Origin of the sequence: Microbacterium sp. RD1 (assembly GCF_052220165.1) — a bacterium.
In the GTDB taxonomy this organism is placed as follows: Bacteria; Actinomycetota; Actinomycetes; order Actinomycetales; family Microbacteriaceae; genus Microbacterium.
This window is the reverse complement of the sequence record NZ_JBQPOL010000002.1, coordinates 849,929-869,070: the sequence shown is the minus strand read 5'-3', so window position 1 is coordinate 869,070 and position 19,142 is coordinate 849,929. Positions and strand designations below refer to the sequence as shown.

Below are 19,142 nucleotides of genomic sequence, written 5' to 3'. Positions count from 1 at the left end.
CGTCACCCCGCGGCGGCGAGTTCCGGCTGCGGCGCCGCATCCGCTCGAGGAATGCGGCCGCGGCCGGACGGGAGCGCGAGGGCGGCGAGGGACGCCGCGAACAGCACGGCCGCACCCGTGATCACGGCCGGGCGCGCCGCCTCGACGTAGACGTCCGGCCGTAGCTCGCCGCCGGCCCCCACGAAGATCGCCGTCATCACGGCGGTGCCCAGCGCCAGCCCGATCTCGCGCAGCGTCGAGTTGACGCCCGACGCCTTGGCGTGATCGGCGGTGGTGAGGGTCGCCAGCAGCGCGGTGGCGGAGGGGGCGAAGACCAGGCCCATGCCGATGCCGGCCAGCGCGAAGGGCACGATCAGCTGGGCGTACGCGACGTCGGTCGAGAGGATGGCCGCGATCCACGACAGCGCCGCGCCCTGCAGGACGAGACCGGACGTCAGGAGGGCGCGTGTGCCGACGCGCGGAGCCACGAGCCCGGCGAGCGGCGCGACGAACATCGGCGCGAGCGTCCACGGGATGGTCTGCACGGCGGCTTCGAGCGGCGAGGAGCCCTGGACGACCTGCATGTACTGGATGAGGATGAAGACCGCGCCGAAGGTGCCGAAGCTGAAGGCGAAGCCGACGATGTTCGTGACCGAGAAGGAGCGGTCGCGGAAGAGGCGCAGCGGCACCAGCGGGGCGACAGCGCGCCGCTGCCACAGGACGAAGGCGACCAGGAGCCCTCCGCCGGCGACCAGCTCCGCCACGACCGACGCCGAGGCCCAGCCGTCGTCGTTGCCGCGCACGATGGCGTGGACGAGCGCCAGCACCCCGAGCCCGGCGAGGACCGCTCCCGCGATGTCGATGCGTGCGCGCTCGCCGCGGTCGTTGCGCAGGGCCCACAGCGCGAACGGGATGGCGACGACGGCCACGGGGAGATTGATCCAGAAGATGGCCTGCCAGCTCCACCCCTCCATGACCGCACCGCCCACGAGCGGCCCCACGGCGACGCCGAGCCCCGACACCCCACCCCAGATGCCGATCGCCAGCGGCCGGCGCTCGGGCGCCACTCCGCCGGAGATGAGCGCGAGGGAGAGGGGAAGCACTCCGGCTGCTCCCAGCCCCTGCAGCGCGCGCGCCGCGATCAGCTGCCCGGGGTCAACGCTCAGTGCCGCCAGGGCCGATCCCACGGCGAACACCGCGATGCCGCCGACGAAGACGGTGCGACGCCCGAAGCGGTCACCGAGGGCAGCGGCCACCAGGATGAAACCCGCGAAGGCGAGCGTGTACGCGTTGACGAACCACTGCAGCTCGGTGACTCCCGCCCCGAGTTCGGTGTGCAGCACCGGGAGGGCGTTCGTCATCACGAGGTTGTCGAGCGTGGCCATGAACATCGGGATGGATGCCGCCGCGGTGACCACCGCGAAGGATCGGCCGCCCGGGGAGGGGGACTCTGCGGACACGACGACTCCTCATAAGTTGTAATCGACTGATAACTCCGTACCCCGCGACTGTAGTAATCGACTGATAACATGTCAACCATGACTCCGGACCCCGTCGCGGACGCTGCCCGACGCATGTCGTCGGACGAGCGACGCGAGCAGATCATCGAAGCCGCCATCGCCGTCTTCGGCGCCAAGGGTTACGTCGGAACGACGACCGACGACGTCGCGCGGGCTGCCGCGGTGTCCCAGCCCTATGTCGTGCGCCTGTTCGGCACGAAGGAGAAGCTCTTCCTCGCGGCGATCGGTGACGCCCTGGACCGCCTCTTCGCCGCCTTCGCCGCCGTGCCCCCCTCCGGCGACCAGGCGGAGCGGGCCCGCGCGATGGGCGCGGCGTACGTCGGCCTCCTCGAGGTGCGCGGCCTCCACCAGATCCTGTCGCACGCCTTCCTCCTGGGTGCCCACCCCGTCATCGGCCCGGCCGCGCGCGCCGGCTTCGCCCGCGTGTGGCGGTATCTGCTGGCGGAGGGGTTCCCCGCCGCCGACGCGCAGCAGTTCTTGGCGCAGGGCATGATGATCAACACGCTGATCGGGCTCCGCGTCGCTGAGGACTACGACAGCGACGATCAGATCAGGTCGCTGATGAATGAGTGCTTCGCCGCGAACGTCGACGTCGCGCTCGCGCAAGCCCCGAGGATCTCCGAACCGTGGTGATCGCCGCCGGTAGGCTGGAGCGGTGAGTATGGAGATCGAGCTCGGCCGCGCCAAGCGCGCCCGTCGCGCCTACACGTTCGACGACATCGCCGTCGTGCCGTCGCGGCGCACGCGCAACCCGGAGGACGTGTCGACCTCGTGGACCATCGACGCCTTCCCCTTCTCGATCCCGGTGCTCGGCGCCCCGATGGACAGCGTCGTGAGCCCCCGCACGGCCATCATGCTCGGTCAGCTCGGCGGCCTGGGCGTGCTCGACCTCGAGGGGCTGTGGACCCGCTACGACGACCCCGAGCCGCTGCTCGATGAGATCGCCCGGCTCGACGACGGCCAGGCGACCCGCCGGATGCAGGAGCTGTATGCCGAGCCGATCAAGCCCGAGCTCGTGCGCGATCGTCTCGAGGAGATCCGCGCGGGTGGCGTCACGGTCGCCGGTGCCCTCACGCCGCAGCGCACGCAGGAGCTCTATGAGACAGTCGTCGCCGCCGGCGTCGACCTGTTCGTCATCCGCGGCACCACGGTCTCGGCGGAGCACGTCTCGAGCGTCGCAGCGCCGCTGAACCTCAAGAAGTTCATCTACGACCTCGATGTGCCCGTGATCGTCGGAGGAGCGGGCACCTACACCGCCGCGCTGCACCTCATGCGCACCGGCGCGGCCGGCGTGCTCGTCGGATTCGGCGGCGGGGCGGCATCGACCACGCGCGCGACGCTGGGCCTTCACGCACCGATGGCCACGGCCGTCGCCGATGTGGCCGGCGCGCGCCGCGACTACCTCGACGAGTCGGGCGGACGCTACGTGCACGTCATCGCCGACGGCGGCGTCGGCACCTCCGGCGACATCGTCAAGGCGCTCGCGATGGGGGCGGATGCGGTGATGCTGGGTGTCGCGCTGGCTCGCGCCACCGACGCACCCGGCCGCGGATACCACTGGGGACCCGAGGCCCACCACCCTCAGCTGCCCCGCGGCCGCCGCGTGCACGTCGATCAGATCGGTCCGCTCGAGGAGATCCTCTACGGGCCCGCGCCGGTGTCGGACGGCACGGCGAACCTCATCGGGGCGCTGCGCAAATCCATGGCGACCACCGGCTATTCGGACTTGAAGGAGTTCCAGCGCGTCGAGGTGGTCGTCGCGCCGTACGGCCGCTGATGTCGGACGCCGACCCCTCGTCTCGTCGCTCCGCACCTCGCCCCGGGTCCGGGGACACCGCAGATCCTGCGGACGGTGAGCGGGCGCAGCGGGACGACGTGTTCCCGCCGACGCTCCGCGAGGTGATGCTGCGTCCGCGGTGGCTGGCGATGCTCGCCCTGTGCCTCGTCGTCGCCGGGGTCTTCGCGTGGCTCGGGCAGTGGCAGCTCGGGCGCGCGATCGACACGTCGCCGGCCCCGCCGGGCGCGACCGAGGTCGTGCGGCCGCTGCCGGAGGTGGCAGGTCCCGGCGAGTATCTTCCCGAGCCGCTCGTCGGCCAGAAGGTCGAGACCTCCGGCCGGTGGATCCCGGGCGACTTCGTGGTGGTGTCGCAGCGCTACAACGACGGCGTCGAAGGCTACTGGGTCACTGGTCAGCTGCGGCTGGACGATACCGCCACCCCGACCTCCCTCGCGGTCGCGGTGGGATGGGCCCCCGACCGCGAGAGCGCCGAGTCCGCGGCATCCGCCCTGTCCGAGGCGGCCGCCGACGCCCCCGATGACATCGTCGCTGTCACGGGGCGTCTCATCTCCGACGAAGGACCGGCCCTGCCTCCGGCCGGCGCCGATCCGCAGGAGATCACGCGGATGTCGCCCCCCGCCTTGCTCTCGCGCTGGCACGACATCGACGGCGTCGACGTGTACCGCCCGTATCTGGCGTCGACGGATGCCGCCGGCGACCTCGAGACGATCTCGTCGCCAGCGCCCGCCGAGGGGTCGAACGTCAACTGGCTCAACATCTTCTACGCCGTCGAGTGGGCCGTCTTCGCGGGCTTCGCGTTCTATCTCTGGTACCGCCTCGCCCGCGATGCGTGGGAGCGCGAGGTCGAGGAGCTCGACGACCCAGCGGTCTGATCCGCCGGCACGCGAAGGGTCGCAAACGGCGGCCCGGCGGCGCGTGGCTGCCGCGTGTCGCGACCCTTCACGGCCCCGGGCCGGGTCGGCGCGCGCTGAGGCCGCGACTAGACTGGGGGGCATGCCCGCTGCCCCGAAGCTCGCCTCTTTCCCGGCGATTCGCGGAGCGCTCACCTTCTACCAGATCTGCTCGATCATCACCGGCGTCGGGCTGCTCCTGCTCCTGACCGAGATGGTCCTGAAGTACACGCCCCTCCACGTCGAGCTGTTCGCCGGGGGGACGGGCGGGGCGCTGTGGTTCGCGGACGTCATCGCCGGACCGACGTGCGAGTGGTGGTCGCTCTTCCTGCCGATGACGAACGACTGCGAGATGGTCTCCACCGGCGACGGATTCAACATCTCGCTGTTCATCCTCGTCGCGCACGGCTGGTTCTACGTCGTGTACCTCGTCTCGTGCTTCCGGGTGTGGAGCCTGATGCGCTGGCCGTTCCGCCGCTTCCTGCTCCTCGCCCTCGGCGGCGTCGTGCCGTTCCTCTCCTTCTTCCTCGAGGCGGCCACCGCCCGGCGCGTGCGGGGTTACCTCGCCGAACGCGAGGCCGCCGCGGCATCCGCACCCGTTCCCGCTCCGGAAGGAACCCGTTGACCGAGCAGACAGAGACCTCTCAGCGGCCCGTCCTCGTCGTCGACTTCGGCGCGCAGTACGCGCAGCTGATCGCCCGTCGCGTGCGCGAGGCGGGCGTGTACAGCGAGATCGTGCCGCACACCGCCAGCGCCGAGGAGATCGCCGCGAGGAGCCCGGTGGGGATCATCCTCTCCGGCGGCCCCTCGTCGGTGTACGAGGAGGGCGCCCCGGCGCTCGACGCGGGTGTCTTCGACCTCGGCGTCCCGACCCTCGGCATCTGCTACGGCTTCCAGGTCATGGCGCAGGCGCTCGGCGGCGAGGTCGCGCACACCGGCCTTCGCGAATACGGGGCGACGGATGCGACGGTCGTCACCGAGGGGACTCTCCTGCAGGGTCAGCCGCCCGAGCAGAACGTGTGGATGAGCCACGGCGACCAGGTCGCCCGCGCGCCCGAGGGTTTCGACGTGCTCGCGCGCACCGCCGCCACCCCGGTCGCCGCGTTCGCGAACGACGCCCGCAAGCTCTACGGCGTGCAGTGGCACCCCGAGGTCAAGCACACCGATCACGGGCAGGCGGTGCTCGAGAACTTCCTCCACCGCGCCGCCGGGCTCCCGGCCGACTGGAACAGCGACAACGTCATCGCCGAGCAGGTCGAGAAGATCCGGGCGCAGGTCGGGTCCGGCCGGGTTCTCTCCGCGCTGTCGGGCGGGGTCGACTCCGCCGTGTCGACGGCGCTGGTGCACAAGGCGGTCGGCGATCAGCTGACGGCGGTGTTCATCGACCACGGCCTTCTGCGCAAGGGCGAGCGCGAGCAGGTGGAGAACGACTACGTCGCCTCGACCGGCGTGCGCCTCATCACCGTCGACGCGCGCGAGACCTTCCTGAACGCGCTCGCGGGAGTCCGCGATCCCGAGCAGAAGCGCAAGATCATCGGGCGCGAGTTCATCCGCGCGTTCGAGAAGGTGCAGCAGGACCTCGTGGCCGAGGCGGCCGCCGAGGGCGACCCCATCCGCTTCCTCGTGCAGGGGACGCTGTATCCGGATGTCGTCGAATCCGGCGGTGGCAGCGGGACGGCCAACATCAAGAGCCACCACAACGTCGGTGGGCTTCCCGAAGACCTGCAATTCGAGCTCGTCGAGCCGCTGCGCACCCTCTTCAAGGACGAGGTGCGGGCGATCGGTCGCGAGCTGGGCCTTCCCGAGGTGATCGTCTCCCGGCAGCCGTTTCCGGGGCCGGGCCTCGGCATCCGGATCGTGGGTGAGGTCACCGCTGACCGCCTCGAGATTCTGCGTGATGCCGACGCGATCGTCCGAGCCGAGCTGACCAAGGCGGGCCTGGACGCCGAGATCTGGCAGTGCCCCGTCGTGCTGCTGGCCGACGTGCGCTCGGTGGGTGTGCAGGGCGACGGCCGCACGTACGGACATCCGATCGTGCTGCGACCGGTCTCGAGCGAGGACGCGATGACCGCGGACTGGACGCGCCTGCCCTACGACGTGCTCTCGAAGATCTCCAACCGCATCACGAACGAGGTGCGCGAGGTCAACCGGGTCGTGCTCGATGTCACGTCGAAGCCGCCCGGGACCATCGAGTGGGAGTGAAACTCCCACTCGTGACGGGCGCTGTGTGGCACTCGGCCGCGTGAGCGGTCGAGGGGGAGTGAAACTCCCACTCGTGACGGGCGCTGTGTGGCACTCGGCCGCGTGAGCGGTCGAGGGGGAGTGAAACTCTCACTCGTGACGGGTGCTGTGTGGCAGTCGGCCGCGTGAGCGGTCGAGGAGGAGTGAAACTCCCACTCGTCAGACCGTGAGGACGACCTTTCCCGCCAGTCCGCGGCCCTCGAACACGCGATGGGCTCTCGCGATGTCGTCGAGGGTGATCGTCTCGTGGACGAGCGGGCGGATGTCGTGCGCCTCGACGAAGGCGGTGAGCGCGGCCAGCTGACCCGCGGGAGGCTCGCCCACGAAGGCGCGGATCCGCCGGGAGCCCTGGGCAGCCGAGAGCGCCACCGACGCCAGCGCCGCCGGGGACGCGAGGGCGACCGTCGCCATGCGGCCGCCCCGGCGCAGGGTTCGCTGCCACGCGGGAAGCTGCGTTCCCACCGTGTCGAAGACGGCGTCGGCCGGACCGACCTCCGACGGCGACGTCGAGGCGTAGTCGAAGACCTCGTGCGCGCCGAGCGCGCGAACGACCTCGACGTTGCGTTCGGAGGCCAGACCCACGACGCGGCCGCCCATCGTCGCCGCGATCGAGACCGCGGCGCTTCCCACGCCGCCGGACGCTCCTCGGATGACGACCCTCCCGCCAGGCTGTAGCCGCAGCGCGTCCCGCAGCGCCCGCAGCGCGGTGTAGCCGCTCACGACCAGGGCGGCGGCGGCAGTGTCGTCGAGCGACTCCGGCGCATGGGCCATGCGCCGGGCATCGACGATCGCGAACTCCGCGGCCAGCCCCGTCGGCTTCTTCATCCCCGCGGCGCCGGCGCGGATGGCCCAGACGCGCTCACCAGGCGCGAAGCCGGAGACGTCGGTCCCCACGCTTTCGATGCGACCGACGGCGTCCACACCGAGTCCCTGCGGGAAGGTCCTGCCGGTCACAAGACCCATCGCGCCCGCGCGGTGCGCGATGTCGACGGAGTTGACGCTGGATGCGGTGACGCGCAGAAGCACCTCTGCCGGGCCCGGGCGAGGGATCGGCGCGTCGACGATCTCGATCACGCCCTCGTCGCCGTATCGAGCGAACTGTGCCGTCTTCACATCTCTCCTGACGCCGTACGAAATGAAAGGGGTCTTCCACTTGTGCACACTAGCATCAAGTGGGGGAGGTCTTCCATTTGCTATCGTGGGGTTATGGCGCTTCGCATCGATGCGCGGGAGAACCGCGACCGGATCGTCGACGCCGCCGCGGAGCTGTTCGCCCGGCAGGGGCTGAGCGCGCCGATGTCGGAGATCGCCCGCCGCGCCGGAGTCGGGGCGGCGACGCTGTCCCGCCGATTCCCGACGAGGGACGCGCTCATCGACGCCGTGTTCGAGCGTCAGCTCGGCTGGTGGATGCACGCGATCGCCGAGCTGGAGCGCGCCCCGGACGCGTGGGCAGCCCTGTCGGATCTGCTCGAGCAGGCCTGTGTCGAGCAGGCTCGCGACCAGGTCTGCGCCGACCTCGTGGTGCGCGCCTTCTTCCAGGGCACGAGCTTCGAGGCGGAGAAGAGCGTGCTGCGCGCGACCGTGGAGCGCATCCTGGAGACCGCGAAGCGCGCCGGATCGGTGCGCGCCGACGTCGGGTGGGACGACATCGTGCTGCTCATGGAGGCGAACGCGGGGGCGGCCGATCTCGCGTCTTCGGCGCCGGAACTCGCGGCACGGCGTCTGGTCGGACACTTCCTGAGGTCGTTCGCCGCGGCGTGAAGAGCGCGGGGCGACGCCGGGCGGCCTGAGAGGATCGAGAGGTGACCGACTTTCCCGACGCGTGGTACATCGTGCTCTCGAGTCGGCTGATCCCCGACCTCGACGGCGGATACACGATCGCCACCCTCGCCCGCGCGCGGCAGATGGCCGACGCGGGCGTCGCGGGCGGGCAGGGGCCGCTGCTGCTGACGGTCGACCCGGCGCCGGCGGCGGACCACGCCGCGCACCGCGAGGAGTTCGTCCGTCGCGGCGCGCTGGCCGACGCCGCGCGCATGCGGAACCTGTTCGACGAGGCGGCCGACGGGAGCGGGGGAGCGGCGGCATGGCTGCGCGATGCCGCGCACGAGGGGGCGCCGCATCCGGAGTCGGAGTATCGCCGGGTGACGGATGCGGCGGGCCGGCCCGTCGTCGACCTGCCGGTGATCGCGGGAGACCCCGACTGGCACCTCTCGACCACCCCGATCGTGCTGCGGGATGCGCAGGGCGACGTCGCGGGCGTGCTCGACGGGTTTGGCGCGCTCTACCGTGCGTGGCTGGCGCATGTGGTGGCCGAACGGCGCGCCGTCGCGGAGCGTCCGGTCGTGGTCCTCGTCGAGTCGCGGCAGCTCGGTGAGCTCCTCGCCGGCTTCGACGACCCGCAGGTGCGGCTCGTGCATGCGATCCACACGATCCACCTCGAGCCGCCATTCACCCCGGATGCTCCGCTGAACAGCCTGTGGTCGCGATGGTTCGCCGTCGCCGACCGCTTCGACGCGATCCTGTGGCCGACGCCGTCGCAGCGGGCCGAGGTGACGGCGCGGTTCGGCGCGTTCGGCGGCTCGGTGGTCGCTCCGAACGGTGTCGCCGCCGCCGCATCCGTCGTCCCCGCCGCAGAACGGGACGGGAGGCGCGTGGTCATGCTCGGTCGGCTTGCGCCCGGAAAGCGCGTGGACGCCGCCATCCGCAGTTTCGCGCGCGTGCTCGACGCGGTGCCGGAGGCGCGGCTCGACGTCTACGGCGAAGGCGCCGATCGCGCGCGGCTGCAGACCCTCGTCGACGATCTGGGACTCGCAGGATCGGTGTGCCTTCGCGGCTCGACCGGCGACCCGGGCCCGGTGCTCGACGAGGCCGCGGTGTACCTGCAGACCTCGGCGTTCGAGGGGCAGGGCCTCGCGCTCGCCGAGGCGTTGGCCCGCGGATGCCCCGCCGTGGCGTTCGACGTGCGTTACGGGCCGCGCGACCTGCTCGCCGCCGGTGGCGGCCTCCTCGTCCCGGACGGGGATGAGGAGGCGCTCGCCGGCGCGCTGGTGCGGGTGCTCACCGACGCCGCGCTGCGCGAGCGTCTCGCGGGGGAGGCGGTCGCCGCATCCGCCGCGGTGTCTCCCCAACGCGCCATGGCCGCGCTCTCGGCCGCAGTATCGGACGCGCTCGCTCGCCCCTCGCGCCGGTCGGCGCGGTAGCGGCCGGCCGCGGTCGCGGACCCGCCGGCTCGCCCGGCCGGCGCGCCGCTCGCCCGCCCGTTCCGCGATTGGGCCGCGCGAGGCGCGGGTTTGGGGCGACCCATGTGCTTTGGGGCGACCGATGTGCGCCCCGAACCACATCCAGCGCCCCAAACCGCGGCGTGCGGCACCGGGGCAGCGACCCCGCGCGGGCGCGAGCAGCGCGCGGGCGAGTGGCGGGGAGGCGCTCAGCGAGAGCACCGCGGCGGCGACACCCGCGCGGCGGGGAGGCCCTCAGCGAGAGGCCGCCGCGCGGACGGCGGCAGCGGCGTCGGCGGGGGAGCCGTGGAACGGGGCGCCGTGGCCGGGGATCACCCACGACGCCGGGAGCGCCGCGAGGCGGTCGAGTGAGGCGAGCGCCGCTGCCGGATCGTCGGTGAACGGCGCAGGCTGGGCGCCGGTGCGCCCGGTCAGCACGTTGCGCGTCGTCAGCGCGTCGCCGACGAACACCGCATCCGCCACCGGCGAGTGCACCGCGATGCTGCCGGGGGAGTGCCCCGGCATGCAGACGATACGCGGGGCGCCGGGAAGGTCGAGGACGTCGCCGTCTGCCACCTCGACGACCTCGGTGAGGTAGTGCGTACGCAGTCCGTTCTTGCGGATGCTGTACATCCCGAACCCCAGCGTGGGCCCCACCTTCATCTCCTGCTTGCCGTTCTTCGGCTTGGCCCCGCCGCGGGCGCGGTCGGCGTCGGCCGCGTGCACGAAGACGGGAACGCCGTGCTCGGCGCGCAAGCGCTCCGCGAAGCCGATGTGGTCGCTGTCTCCGTGCGTGAGGATCACACCGCGGATGTCGGAGACCGAGCGGCCGAGCGAGCGCAACTCGTGCTGCAGATCGTTCCAGTGGCCGGGGAGGCCGGCGTCGACGAGCGTGATCCCCTCCGGCGTCACGAGGAGCGAGAACGCGACGATGTCGTTGCCGATGCGATGAAGGTGAGGGGCGAGTTGCATGATCGATCCGATTTCGGGAGATGGCTAAGGTTCGTAGCCATGATAGCTTATAACCATAGCCATGAGGGAGGGAACATGCCGACACCGGAGCGCACGTCGCAGGAGGAGATCATCGCCGCGGCCCGCACGCTGCTGGAGGAGGGCGGTCCGTCGCGCGTCACCATGCAGGCCGTCGCCGAGCGCGTCGGCGTGCGCGCGCCGTCGCTCTACAAGCGCGTGCGGGATCGAGATGCCCTCCTCGCGCTCGTGGTGCGGGAGACGGTCGCGGACCTGCGCGCGCGTCTGGACGCGACGTCCGGTTCTCTCGACGGCCTCGGCCGCGCGTATCGCGCGTTCGCCCACGATCAGCCCGAGGGGTTTCGTCTTCTGCTGCTCGGGCCGGCCGACGGTGAGGCGCTCGGCGGCGGCGCCGACCCCATCCTCGCGGCGGCGCGCGCGGCTGTGGGGGAGGAGCACGCCCTCGACGCCGCCCGCCTCGTAACAGCCTGGGCGACGGGCTTCCTGATGATGGAGCTCGCCGGCGCGTTCCGTCTCGGCGGCGACGTCGACGCGGCTTTCGACTACGGCCTCGCCCGGCTCACCGCCGCCCTCTGACGCTCACCCCCGCGACCAGGGGTCGTAGTCGGCCAGAAGCGGTCCCTGTGCGGGGCGCTCCGCCTCGGGCACGTGCTGGAGGTTCACTCGCACGCGGTACCACAACGAGCTCGATCCGCGCATGCCGTCGACCAGCACGTCGGCCGGATGAAGCTGCGCCGCCGCATCCGCATGCTCCGCCTTCCACTGCTCGAGGTACTCCAGAGCCTCGGGCTTGGTCTTCGTGCGTGCGATCTCGATCAGCGGCATCGCCGAGGCGCGTCGTCCAGATCCGTCCGAGCCTCGCGGCGGCTTCTCGGCCGGGCCGAGCTCGTCAGCCAGGAGCAGCAGCCCGTCGAGGGCGCCGACGGCGTCGTCGATGCCACGGTGCGGGTCGCCGATGTGGGCGAACCGCTCGAGCACCGTCGCGACGGTGAACTCCTCGGGCCGCCGCCCGCGCACCTCGTCCCACTCCAGCGGCGTCGACACGCGGGCATCCGGCAGCGGACGGATGCTGTAGGCAGAGGCGACGGTGCGGTCCTTGGCGTTCTGGTTGAAGTCGACGAACACGCTCTCGCCGCGCTCCTCCTTCCACCATCGCGCGGTCGCGAGCCCCGGCGCGCGGTTCTCCACCTCGCGGGCCAGGGTCTCCGCGGCTAAGCGTACGGCGCGGAAGTCCCACTCCGGCGCGATGCGCACGACGATGTGCAGCCCCCGCGAGCCGCTCGTCTTGGGCCACCCGACCAAGCCGTGCTCCTCGAGCACATCCCGGGCGATGAACGCCACGTCGACGATCTGCGACCAGTCCACGCCCGGCATGGGGTCGAGGTCGACGCGCAGCTCATCGGGGTGGTCGAGGTCTTCGGCGCGCACCGGGTGCGGGTTGAGGTCGAGGCATCCGAGGTTCGCGACCCACGCCAGTCCGGCGGCGTTTCGCACCACGGTCTCCTCCGCCTCGGTCCCGCGGGCGTAGTGCAGGGTCGCGGTGTCGATGAAGTCGGGATGGTTCTCTGGCACGCGCTTCTGGAAGAACGCCTCGGCGCCGATGCCCTTTACGAAGCGCTTGAGCACCATCGGTCGCCCGCCGGCGCCGCGGAGCGCCCCGTCGGCGACGGCGACGTAGTACCGCACGATGTCGAGTTTCGTCAGGCCGGGTTCGGGGAAGACGATGCGATCGGGGCTCGTGACCGATACCTCGTGTCCGTCGATCTCGAGGATCTCGGCGGGCGTCTTGGACGGGCTCATACCGCGACGCTAGCGTCGGCCCGCAGCGTGTGGGAACGGGTTGCGCCGCACAACATTCCGGATCCATCGCCGCCCGGCGGCCGATGTCGGGCCGGGGCGGGCGCCGCGACGAATCCGTCCGGAATGTTGTCCGCGGAACGACGAAGGGGGCCGCCCGGCTGGACGACCCCCTTCGGACGCTGCGGTGTCAGTTGTTGCCGCGCAGGATGGCGAGGATGCGGAGGATCTCGACGTAGAGCCACACGACGGTGACCATGATGCCGAACGCGCCGACCCAGCCGTAGACGCGCGGGGCGCCGTTGCGGACGCCGCGCTGGATCTGATCGAAGTCGAGCACGAGCGAGTACGCCGCCATGATGACGACGAGGACGCCGATGAGCGCGCCCCACGGGATCCCGAAGAGCGGGCTCGGTGCGCTGCTCAGACCGAAGGCGCCGTCGGTGACGCCGAAGAGCATCAGGCCGACGTTGATCAGCGAGTAGACCATGTACCCGACCATCGCGACGAGGAAGATCTTCGTGGCCTTCTTCGACGCTCGCACCTTGCCGCTGGCGAACAGGGCGAGGGTCACACCGACGACCGCGACCGTCGCGAGGGTGGCCTGGATGACGATGCCCGGCCACATGAACTCGAAGAACGCCGAGATGCCACCGATGAACAGACCCTCGAACGCCGCGTACGCGATGATAAGGGGCACCGACGGCTTCTTCTTGAAGATGTTGACCATCGCCAGCACGAAGCCGCCGAGCGCGCCGATCAGCCACGGAGCCATGTTGACGTTGGTCGGGTTCTCCACGGAGACGCCCGCCATCGTCCAGATCCAGCCGACGGCTGCCGTGACGAGAAGGACGGCGAAGAGGCCGACCGTCTTCCAGACGGTGTCCTCGACCGTCATGCGGTCGGTCTCGCGGGCGCCCGCCGACGGTGCGGCGAACTTGCCCTCGAGGGTCGCCGCCTCAGCGGCGGGAGGCGGTGCGTACTGGGTCTGACCGCCGAGGCGTCCCGCCTGCGCGCCGCCCGGGTACGTCTGAACTGCGCGGGGGTCCTGGAACGCCGGGGTATTGAAGGCCGGGTTGTTGAGGGCCACTTGCTCTCACACTCCAAAGTCGGAATCACAGCACTGTGCTGTAGATCAACAGTAGCCGACACGCCGTTGCCGGCGACGGGGAGCCGCTGGGCGTTCGCTATGAGCGCGCGCAGGCTCGCGGGGCGATCGCGGCGCGCGGGTAGCCTGAAGCGGTGACCCGGCGCTCCCCCCTCGTCATCGGCCACCGCGGCGCTCCGGGCTACCGCCCCGAGCACAGCCGTTCTTCTTACGACCTCGCCGTCGCGATGGGGGCGGATGCGGTGGAGCCCGATGTCGTCGTCTCCCGCGACGGCGTCCTGGTGGTGCGGCACGAGAACGAGATCGGGTCGACGACCGATGTGGCGGAGCATCCGGAGTTCGCCGACCGCCGTACGACGAAGACGATCGACGGCGCCGAGCTCACCGGATGGTTCACCGAGGACTTCACCTGGGACGAGCTCGCGACGCTCCGCTGCCGCGAGCGGCTTCCGAAGCTGCGACCCTCCAGCGCCTCGTTCGACGACACGCAGCCCGTGTTGCGGCTGCGCGACGTGCTCGATCTCGTCCGAGACGCCTCGCTCGAGCAGGGACGAGAGATCGGCGTCGTGGTGGAGATCAAGCACGCGACCTTCTTCGACGTCCTCGGCTTCGACGTCGCGAGGCTCGTCGCCGCCGAGCTCGCCGATGCCGGGTGGGCGCGGGGCGAGCTGCCGCTGGTGGTCGAGTCGTTCGAGTCGACCGTGCTGCGGAGCCTGCGCGAAGCCGGCCTGCGGGCGAGCTTCATCTATCTGCTCGAGGCGGCGGGTCGTCCGTACGATCTCGTCGCCGCCTCCGGCAGATCCGCTCCGACCTACGCCGCGACGGCCGCGCCGGCGGGCCTGGACCGACTCGTCGGCACGGTCGACGGGATCAGCGTCGACAAGCGCATGATCCTCGCGCCTGACCGCCGAGGCCGCACCGCGGGCCCGAGCCGCCTCGTCGCGGACGCGCACGAGCGCGGTCTGCGGGTGTTCACCTGGACGTGCCGCCCCGAGAACGCCTTTCTTCTCCCGCGGTTCCGCACGCGGGACGGCGCCGGTGCGTTCGGTGACTACGCCGGCGAATGGGCGGTGCTCCGCGCATCCGGAGTCGACGGGGTCTTCGTCGACCATGCCGACCTCGGCGTGCAGTTCTTTCGCGACTGACCGGGGCGCACCGCGGATCGTCGAGACGTCCCCACCTAGGCTGACGGCATGTCCGATCTCGGGATCGCCGTCGACGGCGTCCGGCGATCGTTCGGTCAGGTCGAGGCGGTGCGCGGTGTCACCCTCCGTGCGGAGGCGGGGCGCGTCACGGGGCTCGTGGGACCGAACGGATCCGGGAAGACCACTCTGCTGCTCATGCTCGCATCGCTCCTCCAGCCCGACGCGGGCCGGATCCGCCTCGATGGTCTCGACCCGCTGGCCGACGCGGCTGCCGTGCGTGCGCGCCTGGGCTGGATGCCTGACACGCTGGGCGCGTGGCCGACCCTCACCGCCCGCGAGACGCTCGTCGCGACCGGGCGGCTGTACGACCTCTCCCGCGCGGACGCCGCATATCGCGCCGACGTGCTGCTGGAGGAGGTGGGGCTCACCGAGCTCGCCGCATCTCCCGCTCGGGTGCTCTCGCGCGGGCAGAAGCAGCGCCTGGCTCTCGCGCGTGCGCTGGTGCACGACCCGCGCATCCTCCTGCTCGACGAGCCGGCGTCGGGGCTCGACCCGCAGGCGCGCGTGGATCTGCGCGAGCTCCTGCGGCGTCTCGCCGCCGATGGGCGCACCGTGCTCGTCTCGAGCCATGTGCTGAGCGAACTGGAGGAGGTCGTCGACGACGCGGTGTTCCTCGTCGCGGGGGAGACGGTGGCGGCCGATCGCGTCGCTCAGGCGTCGTCGCGCACGCGGACGTGGCGCATCCGCCTCGCCGCCGACCCGGATGCGGCGCACCAGAGCGCGACCGACGTCCTGGGCCGCATGGCATCGGCCCTCGGCCGCGACCCCGGCGACCTCACCGCCGACCGGCGCGACGTGCTGGTGCCGTTCGGAACAGAGGCCGAGGCCGCCGCCGCCCTCGGAGCTCTCGTGGCATCGGGGCTCGCGGTCGCCGAGTTCGCTCCGGCCACCGGCGACCTGGAGCATACGTTCCTCGACCTGCGGAAAGGGGGCGACGCATGAGCGGCTCCCGCCTGGGCGCCCTGGTGCGCCTCGAGCTCACCCAGCGCCTCCGCTCGGTGGCGTGGTACGTCCTCCTCGGCGTGTTCGCCCTGATCCTCCTGATCGTGACGGCGCTGACCCTCGCCGCGTCGACCATGGACGCAGCCGGCGGCGGCTGGCTCTTCTCCCTGGTGATCTTCCTCGTGCTGCTCCTGGCGCTCCTGGTCTCTCCCACCCTCAGCGGCAACAGCATCAACGGCGACCGGGATGCCGCCACCCTGGCTCCGCTGCAGGTGACCCTCGCCACGACCGGTGAGATCGTGCTGGCGAAGTTCCTCGCCGCGTGGGTCGCCGGGCTGGCGTTCCTCGTGGTGGCGGTGCCGTTCCTGGTTCTCGCGACGCTCGCCGGCGACCTGCAACCGGCGACGATCGTCACCTCGCTCGTGATCCTGGTGATCGAGGTCGGGGTGGTCGCGGGGATCGGCGTCGGCCTCAGCGCGATCATCGCGCGCCCGCTGTTCTCGGTCGCCGCGACGTACCTCGTCGTCGCCGCGCTCGCGGTCGGGACGATCGTCGCCTTCGGCTTGGGCACGGCGACGGCTCGCACCGAGGTGACGGTCACCGAGCGCGCCTACGAGGGGAGCGGCTACGTCTGCAGCCCGGGCGAGAGCCCGGAAGAGACCGGATGCCTCGACGATCCGGAGACCGCGGAGTGCACACCGTGGCGCACGCACACGTACGAGGTGCCGCGCACCGACCACGTGTGGTGGCTGCTGGCCGCCAACCCGTTCGTGATCCTCGCCGATGCGACCCCGACGACCTACGGAAGCGGCGGCTACCCGGAGGACCTCTTCGGGCAGATCTCGTTCGGTGTTCGCGTCGCCCAGAAGGGGCCCGTGACCCCGGTGCGCAACGACTGGTGCGATACGTCCACCATGCAGACGAGCGGACCGACGGCGCAGGAGCAGATCGAGGGCACCGCGCCCAGCTGGTTCGTCGGGCTGTTCGTGCAGCTTCTGCTCACCGCCGGCCTGATGCTGTGGGGGTGGCAGCGCACCAGGACTCCTGCGCGCCGGCTGCCACCGGGAACGCGGATCGCCTGAGAACGAACGACCGCCCCGCGGGCGGGGCCACCAGGATGGGGGGAGGGGCGGCGCGGCCGGCGAGGCGGTCTTGTCCGGGGCGAAGTGTCAGCCGAGCCAGTTCTCGGCGCGGGTCCGTGACAGCGACGGGCGAGCGGACACCGCGCGGCCGGCGGCCTCCAGCGCGTCCTGCACGCGGGGGAAGCGCGGCGGCAGCCCACGGCCCTGCAACCAGATGACATCGACGTGATCGAGGCCGCGCGCTCGCACGCACGCGACCAGATGGCGGGCGTCGTTCTCCGGGAACGCGTGGTCGTGGATCAACCAGTCCTCTTCGCCGATCTGCAGCATCCGGAGGCGTTCGCCGGTCGAGGCGGAGTCGTTGTCGCCGGGGGCTACCAGGTTGTCAGCGATCGTCATCGATCTTCCTTTCCGACGGGATGCTCATACCGTACGATCCAGGGCTGACACCGCTGAGGGGGCTTGACATTTCCGGGCGTGCGGCTTCAGCCCTTCAGCCCCGACGTGCTGATGCCGCGGATGATCTGCTTCTGCCCCAGGAAGAAGACGATGATCATGGGCACCGTCGCGATGACGCTCGCGGTGACGATGAGCTCCCAATGCCACTCGCCGCCGAAGCCGAAGGCGTCGACGAGCGACTTGAGCCCGCGGGGAATGGTGAACGTCGAGGAGTCGCGCAGATAGATGAGCGCCCGCATGAGGTCGGTCCACACCGCCTGGATCTCGAAGACGAGGGTCACCGCGAGCGCCGGGCGCAGGAGAGGCACCGCGATCCGCCAGAACACGCCCCATTGCGTGGCGCCGTCCACGCGCGCCGCGTCGAACAGCTCGCGCGGCAGGCCCATCATGAACTGCCGGAGCAGGAAGATGTAGAACGCGCTGGCGAAGAGGTTGCCGGCCCAGAGCGGGACGAGGGTGCCGACGAATCCGAGTGCATTCCAGATGAGGAATGTAGGGATCATCGTGACGGCGCCGGGGAGCATCATCGACGCCAGCACTAGGCCGAAGAGCGCGTTGCGGCCGCGGAAGCGAAAGTAGGCGAAGCCCCACGCGACCATGGAGCTGGAGATCGTGACGGTGACGGCGGCCAGGACGGTGACGAGCAGGGTGTTGAACAGCCAGAGCCCGAGGGGCGCCTCCTGCCACACCTGCACGTAGTTCTCGAGGGTGAAGGTGCGGGGGATGAGCGCGTTGTCGAAGACCTCGCCGCGGGGCTTGAACGACGCCGAGACGAGCCAGATGAAGGGGTAGGCGAAGGCGAGGGTGATGAGGCTCAGCAGCACGATGACGACGACGCGCACGGGTGTCAGCCGGCGTCGACGGCCCGGAGTGGGCGCCGCCGCCGCGACCGCGACGGACGCCACCGGTGGCGTCGCATCCGCCGCCGCGGCGCGGGGAGCGTCGGGGAGCACGCCGGTCATTTCGGCGCCTCGCCTTCGTAGTAGACGACGCGGCGCGAGACGAGCAGCTGCACCGCGGTGACGGCCATGATGAGGAAGAAGAGGATCCACGCCATCGCCGAGGCGTATCCCATGTGGAGGAACTCGAACGCCTGCTGGAAGAGGTAGATCACGTAGAACAGCGCCGCGTCGTTGCTGTAGGTGGTGTTGCCCGAACCGAAGAAGGCGGTGTACGCCTCGTCGAACGTCTGGAGGCCCGCGATCGTGTTCACCACGATGAGGAAGAAGAGCGCGGGGCTGATGAGCGGGATGGTCACGTTCGTCAGTTGCCGCCACCGCCCGGCGCCGTCGATGCGAGCGGATTCGTAGAGTTCCTCCGGGACGTTCTGCAGCGCCGTGAGCAGGATGATGACCGAGGCGCCGACCGTCCACAGGCTCATGATGATGAGGCCCGGTTTCACCCAGGCCGGGTCGGTCGTCCAGGCGGGGCCGGCGATGCCGAACCATCCGAGGACAGTGTTGATCACGCCGTTCTGCCCGTTGAACAGCAGCAGGAACAGGATGCCGATCGCCACGGGAGGCGTCATCTTCGGCAGGAACACCATCGTGCGGAAGAAGCCGGATGAGCGTCCGGCGTGCTGGAGGAGGAGAGCGAGGGCGAGCGACACGATCACGTAGAGCGGGACCTGCACGAGCGTGAAGAAGAACGTGTTGCCGAGGGCGAGGGCGATCTTGGGATCTTCGAACAGACGGACGTAGTTCTCCCACCCGATGAACGACGGGCTGTTGATGACGTCGTAGTCGGTGAAGGACAGATACGCGCTGTAGATGAGCGGCCACGCTGTGAACACCGCGAAGCCGATCAGCCACGGCGCGAGGAAGAGCAGCGCCGCGCCGGTGTTGCGGCGACGGGCACGACGGCGCGACCGCCGACGGGATTCGTCGACGGTCGCCTCCGAGACGACTGTCATG

The 19,142-nt window shown here is 71.0% G+C and carries 19 protein-coding genes; 11 read left to right on the top strand and 8 right to left on the bottom strand.

Translation table 11 applies throughout. The features are described 5' to 3' along the window. Positions 1–2 precede the first annotated feature (2 nt). A complete protein-coding gene (locus ACTU3I_RS12925; RefSeq protein ID WP_442926101.1) occupies positions 3–1,439 on the bottom strand; it encodes a DHA2 family efflux MFS transporter permease subunit in 1,437 nt (478 codons plus the stop codon). A 78-nt stretch (positions 1,440–1,517) separates the two neighbouring features. On the opposite strand from ACTU3I_RS12925, the gene ACTU3I_RS12920 reads away from it, so the two are divergent. The 5 genes from ACTU3I_RS12920 to guaA all read left to right on the top strand — a co-directional run bounded on the left by ACTU3I_RS12920 (position 1,518) and on the right by guaA (position 6,389). Then, entirely contained in the window at positions 1,518–2,132 is a 615-nt protein-coding gene (locus ACTU3I_RS12920; protein WP_442926100.1) for a TetR/AcrR family transcriptional regulator, read from the top strand. A gap of 28 nt (positions 2,133–2,160) precedes the next feature. After that, positions 2,161–3,276 carry a GuaB3 family IMP dehydrogenase-related protein gene (locus ACTU3I_RS12915; RefSeq protein ID WP_442926405.1) on the top strand — a complete coding sequence of 372 codons (1,116 nt, stop codon included), beginning with the start codon at positions 2,161–2,163 and terminating at the stop codon, positions 3,274–3,276. A gap of 125 nt (positions 3,277–3,401) precedes the next feature. Further along, the gene (locus ACTU3I_RS12910; protein WP_442926404.1) at positions 3,402–4,169 is read left to right on the top strand and encodes an SURF1 family protein; all 768 of its coding nucleotides are present in this window, start codon (positions 3,402–3,404) and stop codon (positions 4,167–4,169) included. Between the two features lie 121 nt (positions 4,170–4,290). Further along, entirely contained in the window at positions 4,291–4,812 is a 522-nt protein-coding gene (locus ACTU3I_RS12905) for a DUF3817 domain-containing protein (protein ID WP_442926099.1), read from the top strand. Beyond that, the gene (gene guaA / locus ACTU3I_RS12900) at positions 4,809–6,389 is read left to right on the top strand and encodes a glutamine-hydrolyzing GMP synthase (RefSeq protein WP_442926098.1); all 1,581 of its coding nucleotides are present in this window, start codon (positions 4,809–4,811) and stop codon (positions 6,387–6,389) included. The genes ACTU3I_RS12905 and guaA overlap by 4 nt, the downstream gene beginning before the upstream one ends. 198 nt (positions 6,390–6,587) lie before the next feature. Here guaA and ACTU3I_RS12895 read toward each other — a convergent pair whose 3' ends face one another. Next, the gene (locus ACTU3I_RS12895; RefSeq protein ID WP_442926097.1) at positions 6,588–7,541 is read right to left on the bottom strand and encodes an NADP-dependent oxidoreductase; all 954 of its coding nucleotides are present in this window, start codon (positions 7,539–7,541) and stop codon (positions 6,588–6,590) included. A gap of 93 nt (positions 7,542–7,634) precedes the next feature. On the opposite strand from ACTU3I_RS12895, the gene ACTU3I_RS12890 reads away from it, so the two are divergent. Next, positions 7,635–8,189, top strand: a complete 555-nt coding sequence (locus ACTU3I_RS12890; protein WP_442926096.1) for a TetR/AcrR family transcriptional regulator — start codon at positions 7,635–7,637, stop codon at positions 8,187–8,189. 41 nt (positions 8,190–8,230) lie between these two features. Beyond that, positions 8,231–9,628, top strand: coding sequence for a glycosyltransferase (locus ACTU3I_RS12885; protein ID WP_442926095.1), 1,398 nt, complete (start codon positions 8,231–8,233; stop codon positions 9,626–9,628). 273 nt (positions 9,629–9,901) lie between these two features. Here the strand turns inward: ACTU3I_RS12885 and ACTU3I_RS12880 are convergent, their stop codons facing one another. Further along, positions 9,902–10,618 (bottom strand): MBL fold metallo-hydrolase, encoded by a 717-nt coding sequence (locus ACTU3I_RS12880; protein WP_442926094.1) that lies wholly within the window; start codon positions 10,616–10,618, stop codon positions 9,902–9,904. 75 nt (positions 10,619–10,693) lie between these two features. Here ACTU3I_RS12880 and ACTU3I_RS12875 point away from each other — a divergent pair, with 75 nt between their 5' ends. After that, complete coding sequence (locus ACTU3I_RS12875) at positions 10,694–11,212, top strand: TetR/AcrR family transcriptional regulator (RefSeq protein ID WP_442926093.1); 519 nt, start codon at positions 10,694–10,696, stop codon at positions 11,210–11,212. A 3-nt stretch (positions 11,213–11,215) separates the two neighbouring features. Here the strand turns inward: ACTU3I_RS12875 and ligD are convergent, their stop codons facing one another. Both ligD and ACTU3I_RS12865 read right to left on the bottom strand, forming a co-directional pair. Then, positions 11,216–12,436 carry a non-homologous end-joining DNA ligase gene (ligD, locus tag ACTU3I_RS12870; protein ID WP_442926092.1) on the bottom strand — a complete coding sequence of 407 codons (1,221 nt, stop codon included), beginning with the start codon at positions 12,434–12,436 and terminating at the stop codon, positions 11,216–11,218. Between the two features lie 187 nt (positions 12,437–12,623). Next, positions 12,624–13,523: a Bax inhibitor-1/YccA family protein gene (locus ACTU3I_RS12865; RefSeq protein WP_442926091.1), complete on the bottom strand. Its 900-nt coding sequence runs from the start codon at positions 13,521–13,523 to the stop codon at positions 12,624–12,626. Positions 13,524–13,675: 152 nt separating this feature from the next. On the opposite strand from ACTU3I_RS12865, the gene ACTU3I_RS12860 reads away from it, so the two are divergent. From ACTU3I_RS12860 to ACTU3I_RS12850, 3 genes are read left to right on the top strand one after another with little or no spacing between them, the layout of a single operon-like run. Beyond that, complete coding sequence (locus ACTU3I_RS12860) at positions 13,676–14,686, top strand: glycerophosphodiester phosphodiesterase family protein (protein ID WP_442926090.1); 1,011 nt, start codon at positions 13,676–13,678, stop codon at positions 14,684–14,686. Between the two features lie 48 nt (positions 14,687–14,734). After that, on the top strand, positions 14,735–15,688 hold the full coding sequence (locus ACTU3I_RS12855) for an ABC transporter ATP-binding protein (protein ID WP_442926089.1): 954 nt from the start codon (positions 14,735–14,737) through the stop codon (positions 15,686–15,688). Further along, the gene (locus ACTU3I_RS12850) at positions 15,685–16,770 is read left to right on the top strand and encodes an ABC transporter permease (RefSeq protein ID WP_442926088.1); all 1,086 of its coding nucleotides are present in this window, start codon (positions 15,685–15,687) and stop codon (positions 16,768–16,770) included. Before ACTU3I_RS12855 ends, ACTU3I_RS12850 begins: the two co-directional genes overlap by 4 nt. 87 nt (positions 16,771–16,857) lie before the next feature. Here ACTU3I_RS12850 and ACTU3I_RS12845 read toward each other — a convergent pair whose 3' ends face one another. The 3 genes from ACTU3I_RS12845 to ACTU3I_RS12835 form a co-directional block, all read right to left on the bottom strand. Next, positions 16,858–17,169, bottom strand: coding sequence for a hypothetical protein (locus ACTU3I_RS12845; protein ID WP_442926087.1), 312 nt, complete (start codon positions 17,167–17,169; stop codon positions 16,858–16,860). Positions 17,170–17,255: 86 nt separating this feature from the next. Further along, positions 17,256–18,191, bottom strand: a complete 936-nt coding sequence (locus tag ACTU3I_RS12840) for a carbohydrate ABC transporter permease (protein ID WP_442926086.1) — start codon at positions 18,189–18,191, stop codon at positions 17,256–17,258. Further along, positions 18,188–19,141 carry a carbohydrate ABC transporter permease gene (locus ACTU3I_RS12835; protein ID WP_442926085.1) on the bottom strand — a complete coding sequence of 318 codons (954 nt, stop codon included), beginning with the start codon at positions 19,139–19,141 and terminating at the stop codon, positions 18,188–18,190. Before ACTU3I_RS12835 ends, ACTU3I_RS12840 begins: the two co-directional genes overlap by 4 nt. Between the last annotated feature and the right edge of the window lies 1 nt (position 19,142).

Excerpts from the sequence above, each read along its gene's own strand:
- ACTU3I_RS12920 (WP_442926100.1), top strand. The coding sequence starts at position 1,518 with ATGACTCCGGACCCCGTCGCGGACGCTGCCCGACGCATGTCGTCGGAC.
- ACTU3I_RS12915 (WP_442926405.1), top strand. The coding sequence starts at position 2,161 with ATGGAGATCGAGCTCGGCCGCGCCAAGCGCGCCCGTCGCGCCTACACG.
- ACTU3I_RS12910 (WP_442926404.1), top strand. The coding sequence starts at position 3,402 with ATGCTGCGTCCGCGGTGGCTGGCGATGCTCGCCCTGTGCCTCGTCGTC.
- ACTU3I_RS12905 (WP_442926099.1), top strand. The coding sequence starts at position 4,291 with ATGCCCGCTGCCCCGAAGCTCGCCTCTTTCCCGGCGATTCGCGGAGCG.
- ACTU3I_RS12890 (WP_442926096.1), top strand. The coding sequence starts at position 7,635 with ATGGCGCTTCGCATCGATGCGCGGGAGAACCGCGACCGGATCGTCGAC.
- ACTU3I_RS12880 (WP_442926094.1), bottom strand. The coding sequence starts at position 10,618 with ATGCAACTCGCCCCTCACCTTCATCGCATCGGCAACGACATCGTCGCG.
- ACTU3I_RS12875 (WP_442926093.1), top strand. The coding sequence starts at position 10,694 with ATGCCGACACCGGAGCGCACGTCGCAGGAGGAGATCATCGCCGCGGCC.
- ligD (WP_442926092.1), bottom strand. The coding sequence starts at position 12,436 with ATGAGCCCGTCCAAGACGCCCGCCGAGATCCTCGAGATCGACGGACAC.
- ACTU3I_RS12855 (WP_442926089.1), top strand. The coding sequence starts at position 14,735 with ATGTCCGATCTCGGGATCGCCGTCGACGGCGTCCGGCGATCGTTCGGT.
- ACTU3I_RS12850 (WP_442926088.1), top strand. The coding sequence starts at position 15,685 with ATGAGCGGCTCCCGCCTGGGCGCCCTGGTGCGCCTCGAGCTCACCCAG.
- ACTU3I_RS12845 (WP_442926087.1), bottom strand. The coding sequence starts at position 17,169 with ATGACGATCGCTGACAACCTGGTAGCCCCCGGCGACAACGACTCCGCC.
- ACTU3I_RS12840 (WP_442926086.1), bottom strand. The coding sequence starts at position 18,191 with ATGACCGGCGTGCTCCCCGACGCTCCCCGCGCCGCGGCGGCGGATGCG.
- ACTU3I_RS12835 (WP_442926085.1), bottom strand. The coding sequence starts at position 19,141 with ATGACAGTCGTCTCGGAGGCGACCGTCGACGAATCCCGTCGGCGGTCG.